Annotated in this window: 12 protein-coding genes and 1 pseudogene; 8 read left to right on the top strand and 5 right to left on the bottom strand. The window is 70.5% G+C overall.

Annotated elements, in window-relative coordinates:
• Positions 1–7 precede the first annotated feature (7 nt).
• The 4 genes from OG406_RS13785 (at position 8) to OG406_RS13770 (ending at position 3,467) form a co-directional block, all read left to right on the top strand.
• Positions 8–922 carry a F0F1 ATP synthase subunit gamma gene (locus OG406_RS13785; protein ID WP_164371799.1) on the top strand — a complete coding sequence of 305 codons (915 nt, stop codon included), beginning with the start codon at positions 8–10 and terminating at the stop codon, positions 920–922.
• A complete protein-coding gene (gene atpD / locus OG406_RS13780) occupies positions 922–2,358 on the top strand; it encodes a F0F1 ATP synthase subunit beta (RefSeq protein ID WP_164371798.1) in 1,437 nt (478 codons plus the stop codon). The genes OG406_RS13785 and atpD overlap by 1 nt, the downstream gene beginning before the upstream one ends.
• Before the next feature lie 128 nt (positions 2,359–2,486).
• Entirely contained in the window at positions 2,487–2,861 is a 375-nt protein-coding gene (locus tag OG406_RS13775) for a F0F1 ATP synthase subunit epsilon (RefSeq protein WP_081219455.1), read from the top strand.
• A gap of 159 nt (positions 2,862–3,020) precedes the next feature.
• Entirely contained in the window at positions 3,021–3,467 is a 447-nt protein-coding gene (locus OG406_RS13770; RefSeq protein ID WP_081219456.1) for a DUF2550 domain-containing protein, read from the top strand.
• A 118-nt stretch (positions 3,468–3,585) separates the two neighbouring features.
• Here the strand turns inward: OG406_RS13770 and OG406_RS13765 are convergent, their stop codons facing one another.
• From OG406_RS13765 to OG406_RS13750, 4 genes and pseudogenes are all read right to left on the bottom strand, one after another.
• Complete coding sequence (locus OG406_RS13765; RefSeq protein WP_164371797.1) at positions 3,586–5,424, bottom strand: glycoside hydrolase family 18 chitinase; 1,839 nt, start codon at positions 5,422–5,424, stop codon at positions 3,586–3,588.
• Between the two features lie 462 nt (positions 5,425–5,886).
• Complete coding sequence (locus OG406_RS13760) at positions 5,887–6,459, bottom strand: cob(I)yrinic acid a,c-diamide adenosyltransferase (protein ID WP_164371796.1); 573 nt, start codon at positions 6,457–6,459, stop codon at positions 5,887–5,889.
• 13 nt (positions 6,460–6,472) lie between these two features.
• Positions 6,473–7,222, bottom strand: coding sequence for an ABC transporter permease (locus OG406_RS13755; RefSeq protein ID WP_164371795.1), 750 nt, complete (start codon positions 7,220–7,222; stop codon positions 6,473–6,475).
• Between the two features lie 45 nt (positions 7,223–7,267).
• Positions 7,268–7,969 (bottom strand): annotated as a pseudogene (locus OG406_RS13750) (ABC transporter ATP-binding protein); the annotation flags it as partial.
• A 161-nt stretch (positions 7,970–8,130) separates the two neighbouring features.
• Between OG406_RS13750 and OG406_RS13745 the strand changes: the two are divergent.
• The 4 genes from OG406_RS13745 to OG406_RS13730 all read left to right on the top strand — a co-directional run bounded on the left by OG406_RS13745 (position 8,131) and on the right by OG406_RS13730 (position 13,083).
• Entirely contained in the window at positions 8,131–8,772 is a 642-nt protein-coding gene (locus OG406_RS13745; RefSeq protein WP_266846785.1) for a TetR/AcrR family transcriptional regulator, read from the top strand.
• Between the two features lie 123 nt (positions 8,773–8,895).
• A complete protein-coding gene (locus OG406_RS13740) occupies positions 8,896–9,744 on the top strand; it encodes a 3-hydroxyacyl-CoA dehydrogenase family protein (protein ID WP_164371792.1) in 849 nt (282 codons plus the stop codon).
• A gap of 216 nt (positions 9,745–9,960) precedes the next feature.
• On the top strand, positions 9,961–10,284 hold the full coding sequence (locus tag OG406_RS13735; RefSeq protein WP_053753244.1) for an STAS domain-containing protein: 324 nt from the start codon (positions 9,961–9,963) through the stop codon (positions 10,282–10,284).
• Between the two features lie 267 nt (positions 10,285–10,551).
• Positions 10,552–13,083 (top strand): ATP-binding protein, encoded by a 2,532-nt coding sequence (locus tag OG406_RS13730; RefSeq protein WP_329185944.1) that lies wholly within the window; start codon positions 10,552–10,554, stop codon positions 13,081–13,083.
• 109 nt (positions 13,084–13,192) lie between these two features.
• Here OG406_RS13730 and nucS read toward each other — a convergent pair whose 3' ends face one another.
• The gene (gene nucS / locus OG406_RS13725) at positions 13,193–13,864 is read right to left on the bottom strand and encodes an endonuclease NucS (protein ID WP_164371790.1); all 672 of its coding nucleotides are present in this window, start codon (positions 13,862–13,864) and stop codon (positions 13,193–13,195) included.
• Between the last annotated feature and the right edge of the window lie 70 nt (positions 13,865–13,934).

Below are 13,934 nucleotides of genomic sequence, written 5' to 3'. Positions count from 1 at the left end.
CTGACTCATGGGAGCCCAGCTCCGGGTCTACAAGCGTCGCATCCGATCCGTCACCGCGACCAAGAAGATCACCAAGGCGATGGAGATGATCGCCGCCTCGCGTGTCGTCAAGGCGCAGCGCAAGGTGGCGGCCTCCGCGCCGTACGCGACCGAGCTCACGCGCGCGGTCACGGCGGTCGGTACCGGTTCGAACACCAAGCACCCGCTGACCACGGAGGCGGAGACGGCGACCCGTTCCGCGGTGCTGCTCCTCACGAGCGACCGCGGACTGGCCGGCGCCTTCAACTCCAACGCCATCAAGGCCGCCGAGCAGTTGACGGCGCGCCTCGAGGGCGAGGGCAAGGAGGTCGACACCTTCATCGTCGGCCGCCGCGGTCTGGCCCACTACAACTTCCGCGAGCGCAAGGTCGTGGAGTCGTGGTCGGGGTTCACCGACGAGCCCACCTACGCGGACGCGAAGAAGGTCGCGGGTCCGCTCATCGAGGCCATCGAGAAGGAGACGGCGGACGGCGGCGTGGACGAACTCCACATCGTCTACACCGAGTTCGTCTCGATGATGACGCAGTCGGCTGTCGACAGCCGGTTGCTGCCGCTCCGCCTCGAAGAGGTCGCGGAGGAAGCGCCCAAGGGCGAGATCCTTCCGCTGTTCGAGTTCGAGCCGTCGGCGGAGGACGTCCTTGACGCCCTGCTGCCGCGCTACGTCGAGAGCCGTATCTACAACGCGCTGCTCCAGTCGGCTGCCTCCAAGCACGCCGCCACGCGCCGCGCGATGAAGTCGGCGACCGACAACGCGGGAGACCTGATCACCACGCTCTCCCGACTTGCCAATGCGGCCCGCCAGGCCGAAATCACCCAGGAAATCAGCGAGATCGTCGGTGGCTCCGCAGCCCTTGCCGACGCGACCGCGGGGAGTGACAAGTAATGACGACGACTTCTGAGACGGCCGTTGCCACGGGCCGCGTCGCCCGGGTCATCGGCCCGGTCGTCGACGTGGAGTTCCCCGTCGACGCGATGCCGGACATCTACAACGCCCTTCACGTCGAGGTGGCCGACCCGGCCAACGCCGGCGAGAAGAAGACGCTGACCCTGGAAGTCGCCCAGCACCTGGGTGACGGCCTGGTCCGCACGATCTCCATGCAGCCCACCGACGGTCTGGTCCGCCAGGCCGCGGTCACCGACACGGGTACCGGCATCACGGTCCCCGTCGGCGACTTCACCAAGGGCAAGGTGTTCAACACCCTCGGCGAGGTGCTGAACAGCGACGAGAAGTACTCGGGCGAGCGCTGGTCCATCCACCGCAAGGCCCCGCGCTTCGACGAGCTCGAGTCGAAGACCGAGATGTTCGAGACCGGCGTCAAGGTCATCGACCTCCTCACCCCGTACGTCAAGGGTGGAAAGATCGGTCTGTTCGGTGGTGCCGGTGTCGGCAAGACGGTGCTCATCCAGGAGATGATCTACCGCGTCGCCAACAACCACGACGGTGTCTCCGTGTTCGCCGGTGTCGGCGAGCGCACCCGTGAGGGCAACGACCTCATCGAGGAGATGTCCGAGTCGGGCGTCATCGACAAGACCGCGCTTGTCTTCGGTCAGATGGACGAGCCCCCGGGCACCCGTCTGCGCGTGGCCCTCGCGGGTCTGACCATGGCGGAGTACTTCCGCGATGTGCAGAAGCAGGACGTGCTGTTCTTCATCGACAACATCTTCCGCTTCACGCAGGCCGGTTCCGAGGTCTCGACCCTGCTCGGCCGTATGCCCTCCGCGGTGGGCTACCAGCCGAACCTGGCCGACGAGATGGGTCTCCTCCAGGAGCGCATCACCTCGACCCGTGGTCACTCGATCACCTCGATGCAGGCGATCTACGTCCCCGCGGACGACCTGACCGACCCGGCCCCGGCCACCACGTTCGCCCACCTCGACGCGACGACGGTTCTCTCCCGTCCGATCTCCGAGAAGGGCATCTACCCGGCCGTGGACCCGCTGGACTCCACGTCCCGCATCCTGGACCCGCGCTACATCGCGGCGGACCACTACGCCGCCGCCATGCGGGTGAAGTCGGTCCTCCAGAAGTACAAGGACCTCCAGGACATCATCGCGATCCTCGGTATCGACGAGCTGGGCGAAGAGGACAAGCTCACCGTCCACCGTGCCCGTCGTGTGGAGCGCTTCCTGTCCCAGAACACCCACGTCGCCAAGCAGTTCACCGGCGTCGACGGGTCGGACGTCCCGCTGGACGAGTCGATCGTGGCCTTCAACGCGATCATCGACGGCGAGTACGACCACTTCCCGGAGCAGGCGTTCTTCCTCTGCGGTGGTATCGAGGACCTCAAGGCCAACGCCAAGGAACTCGGCGTTTCCTGAACCTCGTGTTCTGAATGAGGTGGGAGGGGCCGCGCCTCGTGGGGCGCGGTCCGTCCCCCTCCGTTCGCCTACTAGACTTTGACCCAACACCCGGCAGCAACGCCGGGTGGTGACCCGAGGAGCCCACCTTGGCTGCTGAGCTGCACGTCGAGCTCGTCGCCGCGGACCGCAGTGTCTGGTCCGGCGAGGCCACCCTGGTCGTCGCGCGTACCGCGTCCGGCGACATCGGCGTCATGCCCGGTCACCAGCCGCTTCTCGGTGTGCTGGAGTCGGGCCCGGTGACCATTCGTACGAGCGATGGCGGAACGGTCATCGCGGCGGTGCACGGGGGTTTCATCTCGTTCGCCGACAACAAGCTGTCGCTGCTGGCCGAGATCGCCGAGCTGTCGGACGAGATCGATGTCCAGCGTGCGGAGCGGGCGCTCGAGCGCGCGAAGTCGGACGCCGACGCGTCCGCCGAGCGTCGCGCGGACGTCCGCCTGCGTGCGGTGTCGACGCGCTGACGACCGTGCGACCCCAGGCCCTTAGGCGCTGGGGCCGCACTGTGTGAAGCTTTGCCTCAGCCGCGGCTGGGACCGGATCACTCCGGCCCTGGCCGCGGCTGAGGCAAATCCGGAAGTTTTTTCTTTTCCGTTACCTAGGAGACGAGGAGGTCGGTGTCGATGGTCCTCGCTCTGACTGTGTGCGGAATCGTGGTGGCGCTCGTGGTGGTGGGGCTGTTCGTCTTCGGCCTCCGCCGCCGGCTGATCCAGCGTTCCGGCGGAACGTTCGACTGCAGCCTGCGCTGGGACGTCCCCGAGAAGGGTGACGCCGGGGGCAAGGGCTGGAGTTACGGAGTCGCCCGCTACAACAGCGACCGCGTCGAGTGGTACCGCGTCTTCTCCTACGCCCCCCGGCCGCGTCGTGTTCTCGAACGCTCGGCGATCGAGGTGGCCGGCCGCCGGGCCGCCGAGGGCGAGGAAGAACTCGCGCTGCTCTCCGACGCGATCATCCTGACCTGTCTCCACCGCGGTACGCGACTCGAACTGGCGATGAGCGAGGACGCGCTCACCGGCTTCCTCGCGTGGCTGGAGGCGGCCCCGCCCGGCCAGCGCGTGAACGTCGCCTGACCCGACACCTGCCCTCCCCGTACACCCGCCCGGTCGGTGCCGCTCGGGCCGCCGGAAAAGAAAGCCGCGGACAGACCCGGAGGTCTGCCCGCGGCTTTCGTGCGAGGTGGTGCGGGGGTCAGCTCAGGCCGCTGTTGATGGCGCTGACGAGTTCACCGTTGCTGGTGTCGCCGCTGAACTCCCAGAAGAACGCGCCGCCCAGACCCTGGGTCTTGGCCCACGACATCTTGCCGGCGATGGTCGACGGGGTGTCGTACGACCACCAGTTGCTGCCGCAGTGCGCGTACGCCGTGCCGGCGATGGTGCCGGTGACGGGGCAGGACGTCTTGAGGACCTTGTAGTCCTCGTTGCCCGGCTCGTACGTGCCCGGTGCGGGACCGGTGGCGGTGCCGCCCGGGGCGTCCTGGGTGACGCCGGTCCAGCCGCGCCCGTAGAAGCCGATGCCGATCAGCAGCTTGCTGGCCGGCACGCCCTTGGACTTGAACTTGGCGATCGCGTCGGCCGTGGTGAAGCCGGCCTGCGGGATGCCGCTGTACGAGGTGAGCGGGGAGTGCGGGGCGGTCGGGCCGTCCGCGTCGAACGCGCCGAAGAAGTCGTACGTCATCACGTTGTACCAGTCGACGTACTGCGCGGCGCCCGCGTAGTCGGCGGCGTCGATCTTTCCGCCCGAGGTGCCGTCGGCCGTGGTGGCGGCGGTGACCAGGTTGTTCGTGCCGAACTTGGCGCGCAGCGCCTGCATGACGTTCTTGTAGGCCGCGGCACCGCTGGTGTCGCAGGTCAGGCCACAGGCGTTCGGGTACTCCCAGTCGATGTCGATGCCGTCGAAGACATCGGCCCAGCGCGGGTCCTCGACCAGGTCGTAGCAGGACTGAGCGAAGGCCGCCGGGTTCTTGGCCGCGTCACCGAAGCCGCCGGACCAGGTCCAGCCGCCGAAGGACCACAGCACCTTGATGTTCGGGTACTTGGCCTTCAGCTCGCGCAGCTGGTTGAAGTTGCCGCGCAGCGGCTGGTCCCAGGTGTCGGCGACGCCGCTGACCGACTGGTCGGCGGTGAAGGCCTTGTCGTAGTCGGCGTAGGAGTCGCCGATCGCGCACTTGCCGCCGGTGACGTTGCCGAAGGCGTAGTTGATGTGCGTGATCTTGGCGGCCGAGCCGGACGTCACCAGGTTCTTGACGTTGTAGTTGCGGCCGTAGATGCCCCACTCGGTGAAGTAGCCGAGCTTGACGGCGTTGCCGGTGGGCGGGGGAGTGGTGCCGCCGCCGGTGGTGTGCACGGAGACCGCGCCGCTGACCGGACCGGTCTGGTCGGCGGTGTCACGGGCCTGGACCGTGTACGAGTAGTCGGTGCCGGCGGTCAGGCCGGTGTCCGTGTACGAGGTGGTCGTCACGGTCGCGACCTTGGTGCCGCCGCGCAGGACGTCGTAGTTCTTGACGCCCTTGTCGTCGGTGGCCGCGCTCCAGGAGAGCTTCACCGAGGTGTCGGTGACGGCCGAAGAGGTGGGCGTGCCGGGCGCGGAGGGTGCGCTGTCACCGGGGACGGTGGGGCCGCCGTCACAACTGCCGCCGTTCAGCGTGCAGTTGGTGGGCGAGCCGGAGCCTGCGCCGTTGAAGCCGAAGGAGAGGGAGGCGCCCGCGGCGAGGGTGCCGTTGTAGGACTTGTTCTTGGCGGTCCAGTGGTTCCCGGAGTGGGTGACGTCCGCGTCCCAGGCCGAGGTGACGGACGTGCCGGTGGGGAAGTCCCACTCGATGGCCCACGAACTGATGGCGGCGGTACCGGTGTTCTTGACGGTCCACTGGCCGCCGAACCCCGTCCCCCAGTCCTGGGTCTTGGTGTACGTCGCGGTGGCGCTGGTGGCCGCCTGTGCGGGACCCGCGAGGCCGACGAGTGCGGCGAGGGGGAGGAGCAGGGTGGTGAGCCCCGCCACGGTTCTGTGTCTGGCTCTCTGCCGGAAGCGCATGGATGCCTCTCCTCTTTCGTCTGGTGCCTCGGTGGCGCCGTGACGAGCGGGGGAACCGCGACCGTGCTCAGCCCGGTGGGCGTGCGCGCGCTCGCGCTCCCGCCGCCCTCGCGCCCCCTCGGCCGGGGGTGTCGTGGGCATGGCTAAGCGCAGTGCGGCGAGAATAGAAAGGTCTGGACCACGGGTCAATAGGTCTGGACCAGTGCAATGTGCCGGGGGTGATCCCTCAACTACCCCGGAAGGACGGCCGCTTGGGCCCGGCGCCCGGTGCCCGGTGGGGCCGGCAGGTGGGCTGACGTGCACGCTCGGCCGTCCGGCGCCGCGGGGCGATGCCACGGGGCACGGCTGCCGGAGGCCCCTTCGCGACCGGCAAAAAAGGTCCGGCCCGACCTCCGTCGGAGATCGCAGGCGACCCCTCGCCGTTCCTCCGGGCGAGGGGTCTGCTGCGGTGCGGCTCGGGTGCTAGCGCTCTCCGCCCGGGACCCACAGGACGTCACCGGTGTCCTTGTTGGCCGTGCGCGCGAGGATGAACAGGAGGTCCGAGAGGCGGTTGAGGTAGGTGGCGGTGAGCGGGTTCATCGCCTCCCCGTGGACCTCCAGCGCCGCCCAGGTGGAACGCTCGGCGCGGCGGACGACCGTGCACGCCTGGTGCAGCAGGGCCGCGCCCGCGGCGCCGCCGGGCAGGATGAAGGAACGGAGCTTCTCCAGCCGCTCGTTGAAGCGGTCGCAGTCCGCCTCCAGCTTGTCGACGTAGAACTGCTCCACCCGCAGCGGCGGGAACTGCGGGTCCTCGACCACCGGGGTCGAGAGGTCCGCGCCCACGTCGAACAGGTCGTTCTGGACCCGGGTGAGGACCTCGACGACCTCGGCCTCCAGGCCGCCCAGCGCGATGGCCGTGCCGATCACCGCGTTCGCCTCGTTGGCGTCGGCGTACGCCGAGATCCGCAGGTCGGTCTTGGCGACCCTGCTCATGTCGCCGAGGGCGGTGGTGCCCTGGTCGCCGGTCCGGGTGTAGATGCGCGTGAGATTGACCATGGGGTCAGCCTAGTTACGCCCCGGTCCTGCGGAAGACGCGTGTGCCCACTGTCACGGCGAGTGCGGCGAGACCCAGGGCCACCAGGACGCCGTACAGCATGTGCGCGGTGGCGTAGGAGCCGACGTACGCGTCCCGTACCGCGTCCACCAGATAGCGGAACGGCATGAAGTGCGAGAGCACGTCCAGCCAGCCGGGGGCCAGCGCCATCGGCAGCATCAGGCCGGACAGCAGCATGGACGGCATGGTCAGCGCGTTCACCGTGGGCCCGAACTCCTGCGGCGTGCTGACCTTCAGGGCGAGGGCGTACGACAGCGAGGCGAGCGAGACGGTCAGCAGGGCGACGAAGGCGAAGCCGATCAGGATGCCGGCGAGCGGCGCGCGCAGTCCCATCACCAGGGCCGCGAGGACCAGCAGAACCCCTTGGAGGACGAAGACGGCGGCGTCGCGCAGCACCCGGCCCAGTAGCAGCGCGAGACGGCTCACGGGGGTGACCCGCATCCGTTCCACGATGCCGAGGTTCTTCTCGATGATGATCGAGAACCCGGCGAACGCGGCCCCGAACAGGCCGAGTTGGAGCAGCAGGCCGGGGACGAGGACCTGCCAGGAGGTGCCCCGGGAGGCAAGGGGCAGACCGGTCAGGAGCGGTCCGAAGAAGAGCAGGTACAGCAACGGCATCAGGACGCCGAAGAGCATCGCGAAGCGGGAGCGCAGGGTCTGGCGGGCGTAGCGCCCGAAGATCAGCGCGGTGTCGTGGAGAAGCATCGGTCCTCGGTCCTGTTCGGCGGGGCGGTCGGCTGCGGGGCGGTGTCAGACGGCCACGGGCGTGGCGTCGGCCGGGTCGGGGCCGCGTCCGGTGATGGCGAGGAAGGTGTCCTGGAGGGTCGCGTCGGGGGAGCCGCCGTGCGCCCGCTTCAGCGCGCCGGGCGTGCCGTCGGCGACGACCACACCCCGGTCGACGATCACCAGCCGGTCGGCGAGCGCGTCCGCCTCGTCGAGGTAGTGGGTGGTCAGGAAGACCGTGGTGCCGTGGGTGTCGCGCAGCCCGCGCACGAGGTCCCAGAGGTCGGCGCGGCTGCCGGGGTCGAGTCCGGTCGTCGGCTCGTCGAGGAAGAGCACCACGGGCCGGTGGGTGAGCCCGAGCGCGATGTCCAGTCGGCGTCGCTGCCCGCCGGAGAGGGCGGAGGTGCGGCGGTCCATGAGGCCGGCGAGACCGAGTTCGTGGGCCAGTTCGTCGGCCCGCTCGACCGCGCGCGGCCGGGGCAGCCGGTACAGCCGTCCCTGGGTGACGAGTTCCTCCCGCACGGTGACGTGCGGGTCGACGCCGCCCGACTGGGCGACGTAGCCGCAGGCGCGGCGCACGCCCGCGGGGTCGCCGGCGAGGTCGCAGCCCGCGACGGTCGCGGCACCGCCGGTCGGGGCGAGCAGGGTGGTGAGCATCCGGAGCGTGGTGGTCTTGCCCGCGCCGTTGGGTCCGAGGAGGCCGAGGATCTCGCCGGGCCGCACCGTGAGGTCGATGCCGCGCACCGCCTCCACCGGTCCCCGCTTGGTCGAGAAGGTGCGCGCCAGCCCGGCCGTACTGATGATTGCCATGCCGCCAGAAAAACAGAGTCTCTTAAATTTTGCAATGACTCCAAGAATTCAGTCGGCCCAGCGAAAGCTACGATGCGGACATGGCGGAAGGACTCAGGGAGCGGAAGAAGCGGCAGACGCGGCAGTACATCTCCGACGTCGCCACGGGCCTGTTCCTGGAGCGGGGCTTCGACGCGGTGACCGTCGCGGAGATCGCGGACGCCGCGGACGTCTCGGTGAACACCGTCTACAACTACTTCCCGGCCAAGGAGGACCTCTTCCTCGACCGCTCGCGGGGCGTCGTCGACCGCCTCGCCGGCTGGGTCCGCGCCCGGGCGAAGGGTGAGTCGGCCGCCGCCGCCGTCCTGCGCGAACTGCGCGACGAGGTCGAGGCGGTGTCCCCGCGGCTCGGCCTGATGACCGGGTACGCCCGCTTCATGGAGGTCATCCAGGAGGCGGCCGCGCTCCGCTCGCGGCTGTGGGCGATCGGTCAGGAGATCCTCGTCAACCTGGAGGAGGCGCTGCGCGAGGACGTCGGCGCGTCTCCCGGGGACCCGCTGCCCGGCCTCGTCGCCGGTCAGATCAACTGGGTGCACCAGACCGTCATGTCGGTCATCGGCCGGGAGATGATGGCCGGCCGGAATCCGGACGAAGTGTCACGCGAGGTGCTTCTGCTCCTCGACGACATGGAGGACCTGTTGAGCCCCAAGGTGCTCAACTACGCCGTACGGGCGGTCGAATGACCCGTGCCGGTGTGATGTCCGTCAGATGAGACGTGACGCGCGTTACTTACCGGTCACACAGGCGCACCCGGGCGCTAGGGTCCGCCGGGAGAGCAACTCATTCAGCGTGTTGAGGGAGTCGGAGTGGCACGGAAGCTCGCCGTCATCGGAGCCGGACTCATGGGGTCCGGCATCGCCCAGGTCTCCGCGCAGGCGGGCTGGGACGTCGTCCTGCGCGATGTCACCGACGAGGCGCTCGGCCGTGGCCTCGACGGGATCAAGGCCTCGTACGACAAGTTCGTGAGCAAGGGCAAGCTGGAGGCGGCCGACGCCGAGGCGGCGCTGGCGCGCATCACCGCGACCACCGATCTGGACGCGGCGTCCGACGCGGACATCGTCGTCGAGGCCGTCTTCGAGAAGCTCGAGGTCAAGCACGAGATCTTCCGGGCCCTCGACAAGATCGTGCGCCCGGACACCGTGCTCGCCTCGAACACCTCCGCCATCCCGATCACCAAGATCGCGGCGGCCACCGAGCGCCCGGAACGCGTCGTCGGCGTGCACTTCTTCTCGCCGGTGCCGATGATGCAGCTCGTCGAACTGGTCCGCGGGTACAAGACGAGCGACGAAACACTCGCCACCGCACGGGAGTTCAGCGAGTCGGTCGGCAAGACCTGCATCGTGGTCAACCGTGACGTCGCCGGCTTCGTGACCACCCGTCTCATCTCGGCCCTCGTCGTCGAGGCGACCAAGCTGTACGAGTCGGGCGTGGCCACCGCCGAGGACATCGACCTCGCCTGCCGGCTGGGCTTCGGCCACGCGATGGGACCCCTCGCCACGGCCGACCTCACGGGCGTCGACATCCTGCTGCACGCCACCGGCAACATCTACACCGAGACCCAGGACGAGAAGTTCGCACCGCCTGAGCTGATGCGCCGGATGGTTGACGCCGGTGACATCGGGCGCAAGAGCGGGCAGGGCTTCTACAAGCACTGAACGATCACCGCGGCGACGGACGACCCCGTCGCCGCATTCGGCACGAAACCGCACGCGCCTCTCGGGTGTCACCCCATGAGGTGAATTCGGTATCGGTTCGCTTACAGACGGCAACCTCTGCGGCCCTCAGGCAGTCAGACGGTGCACAACATACAGACGCGAAGACGCGGTAACAGACACACGCGGAGTTACGAGACGCATTCTCGGGGAGCGCATATGTACATCAGGGGCGACCACGCCGAGCTGGTCGTCGGGGGCCGCCTCGACGTACGCAGCGCGGCGGACGCCCGCACGGTCCTGCACACGGCCGTCGACGACGGAGTCGGCGACCTCGTGCTGGACCTGTCCGAGCTGGACTCCTGGGACGCCACCGGGCTCGGTGTCATCATGGGGGCCCACCGACGCGCCGGGCGGTGCGGCAGACGGCTCGTGCTGCGCGGGGTCCCACCGCAGATGCAGCGCCTGCTGGTGGCCACCCGGCTGCACCGGATCCTGGCGATCGAGGGTGGTATCGGGGTCGAGTCCCTGCCCCGCGTCTGACCCGGGCGAGCACCTCACCGCGCAGCGCGCGCGACCGCGTCCGCGCCCTGACCGGCGGGGGAGACGCATCCCGTGCACAATCCTCACGAAGCTGTGACGGTTCGGACGGCGCGGTACCCCGCCTGTTCGTAGATACTGTGCGAAGGTTTAGGGTTCGGCTGCCCGCCGCCTGAAACCCTACGAGCGGGCACCGGACCAGAAGCGACAGCGCGGTGTGCAGCACGGCCGGGAGGGCTTGGCACACGACGCTTTTGGGGGGCTTGGAACATGGACCCGACCAACCGGGGACCCGAAGAGTACGGCCATGACGACGACGGCCAGGCGCCTCGCCCGCGCCCGCCGCGCGACCCGCTCGCCACCGACCTGGGCCAGCACGCACCCGCCCTCGTCCGCACGGTCCAGCTCGTCTCGGGCGACTTCCTGCTCACGGTCAACCCCGTCGACGGCAGCGAGATCGAGAACTGCCCGCCGCACGAGCGGCCCCAGCCGCCGGTGAAGCACGGCACCGCCGCACGCGCCGAACTGGCCCGCGCCGCCCGCCCGCCCGTGCCGCCCGGCCCCGCGCAGCCCCGGCTGCCCCTCCTGGAACGCCAGGAGGAACGCGAGCGGCTCGTACGCCTCCTCGCCCGCGGCCGTTCCGTACGGCTCACCGGCCCTTCGGGCGCCGGCCGCACCGTCCTGCTCGACGCCGTCGCCGACGACTGCGCGGACCTCGCCCCCGACGGCGTCGTCCGGCTCTGCGGCCACCGCCGCACCGCGGCGGACCTGCTCCACGACCTCTTCGCGGCCGTCTACGACGCCCCGCGGTACCGCCCCGACCGTGACGAACTGCTCCGCCTCGTCCGCGACGTCGGAGCCGTCGTGGTCGTCGACGACATCGAGATCGGCGGCAGCGCCCTCGACGAACTCCTCGACGCCACCCCCGAGTGCGCCTTCGTCGTCGCCGCCACCCCCGACGTCCCGGCACCCTCCGGCGAGGCCCTCCTCGAAGAGGTCGTCCTCGGCGGACTCGACCGCAGCGGCGGCCTCGAACTCCTCGAACGCTCCGTCGGACGCGTCCTGACCGAGGAGGAGTCGAACTGGGCGGGCGACCTCTGGTTCGAGTCCGAGGGACTGCCCCTGCGCTTCATGCAGGCCGGCGCCCTGCTGCGCCAGCGCGACCGGCTGCAGGCCGGCGAGGACGCCCTCGACGAGTACGGCGTCTTCCAGGAGGTCCCGGACGACGCGACCTTCGAAGCGGCCGGCGACGGCCACGACGTGCCGCTGCCCTCCCTCGCCGAAGGGGCCGCACCGGCCGCGCTGCTCGCGTCCCGGCTCAGCGAGTCGGCCCGCGCCACCCTGCGCTTCGCCGTCGCGCTCGGCGGCGAGGTGCCCCACCAGGCGCACCTGCCCGCCCTCGTGGGCGACACCCACGCCGACGCCGCGCTCGCCGAACTCGCGGGCTGCGCGCTGATCTCCCCGGTCGGCTCCCGCTACCGGCTCGCCGCCGGCGTGCAGGCGCAGCTGGAGGCCTCCGGATACGCGGACGGCCTCGAGGAACAGGCCCTCGCCGCGGCCCAGCACTACACCTGGTGGGCCGGGCACCCCTCGGTCACCCCGGAGCGGGTCTCCGCCGAGGCCGACGCCGTGCTCGCCGCACTCACCTGCCTCGTGCCCGGCACCACCGCCCCGCTCGACGACGAGGACGAGACCCCCGCCGTCCGACTGGCCCGCACGGCCGGCCCCGCCTTCGCCGCCGGGCTGCACTGGAGCGCCTGGGAACGCGCCCTGCGCTCCGGCGCCGAGGCATCCCGGCTTTCCGGAGAGGTCGGGGAACAGGCCTACTTCCACCACGAGTTGGGCATCCTCGCGCTCTGCGGCGGCCAGCTGGACCGGGCCCGCGCCGAGCTGGAGGCGTCCATAGGCCTGCGCGGCGCCCTGGCCGACAAGCGCGGCACCACCGCCGGCCGCCGCGCCCTCGCCCTGGTCGCCGACCGCTCCGGAACCCCGTACGCCCTCGGCGGACGCACCGCGGGGGAGGAGGTGCCGGACGCCCGGCACGAGGAGTCGATGTCGCCGCCCGGCGGCGTCCCGACGCCGTTCCCGACGGTCGTCGACACCTCCGGCGGCACCGTGACGGTGCTCGCCCACCCCGCCGACCCGGGCTTCCCGGCGGACAAGCGCCAGAGCGTCGCCGGGCGCCTCGTCACCGGCACCCGCCGCAACCTGGTCGCCGCGGGAGCCGGTGCGCTCCTCGTCGCCGTCCTCGGCACCGTCGTCACCCTCGGCGCGACCTCGAACCACGACAGCGACACCCCGTCCGAGAAGGTCGGCGTCAACCCGTCGGCCAGTCAGGGCAGCGAGGACGACAGCCTCGGCGCCGACAAGGCGAAGAAGGCCGGCGACTCGAGCCCCACCGCCGGCACCCCGGCCCCGCCCACCGACCCCGGGCCCGACGGGACGTACGGCACGACGGACGACCCGACGCCCACCGCCACGGCCACGGGCGGGCCCTCCGACGACCCGACCGGCACCCACACGTCGGGCAAGCCGTCGAAGTCGCCGAGCAAGTCGCCCTCGAAGACGCCGTCCAAGACTCCCCCGGCCTCACCTTCGAAGACGCCGAGCGGCTCGCCGTCGCCCTCCACCTCGCCCACGGATTCGACCACCCCGCCGGACGAGTCGACCGAGCCCTCCACCTCCGACTCCGCGAGCGGCCCCGTGACGAGCGGCGCGCCCGCGAGCACGTCGGCCGGGGTGCCGGAGAGCAGCGGACCGGCGAGCGGCGCCGCGGGTTCGCCCAGCGGCGCGGTGATCTGACCGCGAGCCGTACGACACGAGGGAGGGCCGGGTCCTGTGACGGACCCGGCCCTCCCTCGTCGTGCGTACGGCCGGTGCGCGGGGTGTGCCCCGCGAGGCGGCGTGCGGATCAGAACAGGCGCAGCTTGTCGTCCTCGATACCGCGCAGGGCGTTGTAGTCCAGGACCGTGCAGCCGATGCCGCGGTCGGTCGCGAGGACGCGGGCCTGCGGCTTGATCTCCTGGGCGGCGAAGATTCCGCGGACCGGCGCGAGGTGCGGGTCGCGGTTCAACAGCTCCAGATAGCGCGTGAGTTGCTCCACGCCGTCGATCTCGCCGCGCCGCTTGATCTCCACGGCGACCGTCGCGCCGTCGGCGTCCCGGCACAGGATGTCGACCGGGCCGATAGCCGTCATGTACTCGCGGCGGATGAGGGAGTAGCCCTCGCCGAGCGTCTCGATGCGGTCGGCGAGCAGCTCCTGGAGGTGCGCTTCCACGCCGTCCTTGATCAGACCGGGGTCGACACCGAGTTCGTGCGAGGAGTCGTGGAGGACCTCCTCCATCGTGATGATGAGCTTCTCGCCCGCCTTGTTGACGACGGTCCAGGTGCCCTCCTCGTCGCCGGAGCCCTCCTTCAGCGTGCAGGGCGGAGACATCCAGTTGAGGGGCTTGTAGGCCCGGTCGTCCGCGTGGATCGAGACGCTTCCGTCCGCCTTCACGAGGATGAGGCGCGGGGCCGACGGGAGATGGGCCGTGAGCCGGCCCGCGTAGTCCACGGAACAGCGGGCAATGACGAGACGCATGGTCGGCAACGCTACTCGACCGGCGGTGGTGCACGCGATTCTCCCGCCCCACTCGCACCACCGATCGACC

The sequence above is a fragment of the Streptomyces sp. NBC_01428 genome, from assembly GCF_036231965.1.
Taxonomy (GTDB): Bacteria; Actinomycetota; Actinomycetes; order Streptomycetales; family Streptomycetaceae; genus Streptomyces.
The sequence above is the reverse complement of the archived record's forward strand: the minus strand, read 5'-3'. Positions and strand labels throughout refer to the sequence as shown.

What these genes read in the sequence shown, in the direction of transcription:
- OG406_RS13785 (WP_164371799.1), top strand. Translation starts at nt 8, where the DNA reads ATGGGAGCCCAGCTCCGGGTCTACAAGCGTCGCATCCGATCCGTCACC.
- atpD (WP_164371798.1), top strand. Translation starts at nt 922, where the DNA reads ATGACGACGACTTCTGAGACGGCCGTTGCCACGGGCCGCGTCGCCCGG.
- OG406_RS13770 (WP_081219456.1), top strand. Translation starts at nt 3,021, where the DNA reads ATGGTCCTCGCTCTGACTGTGTGCGGAATCGTGGTGGCGCTCGTGGTG.
- OG406_RS13765 (WP_164371797.1), bottom strand. Translation starts at nt 5,424, where the DNA reads ATGCGCTTCCGGCAGAGAGCCAGACACAGAACCGTGGCGGGGCTCACC.
- OG406_RS13760 (WP_164371796.1), bottom strand. Translation starts at nt 6,459, where the DNA reads ATGGTCAATCTCACGCGCATCTACACCCGGACCGGCGACCAGGGCACC.
- OG406_RS13755 (WP_164371795.1), bottom strand. Translation starts at nt 7,222, where the DNA reads ATGCTTCTCCACGACACCGCGCTGATCTTCGGGCGCTACGCCCGCCAG.
- OG406_RS13745 (WP_266846785.1), top strand. Translation starts at nt 8,131, where the DNA reads ATGGCGGAAGGACTCAGGGAGCGGAAGAAGCGGCAGACGCGGCAGTAC.
- OG406_RS13735 (WP_053753244.1), top strand. Translation starts at nt 9,961, where the DNA reads ATGTACATCAGGGGCGACCACGCCGAGCTGGTCGTCGGGGGCCGCCTC.
- OG406_RS13730 (WP_329185944.1), top strand. Translation starts at nt 10,552, where the DNA reads ATGGACCCGACCAACCGGGGACCCGAAGAGTACGGCCATGACGACGAC.
- nucS (WP_164371790.1), bottom strand. Translation starts at nt 13,864, where the DNA reads ATGCGTCTCGTCATTGCCCGCTGTTCCGTGGACTACGCGGGCCGGCTC.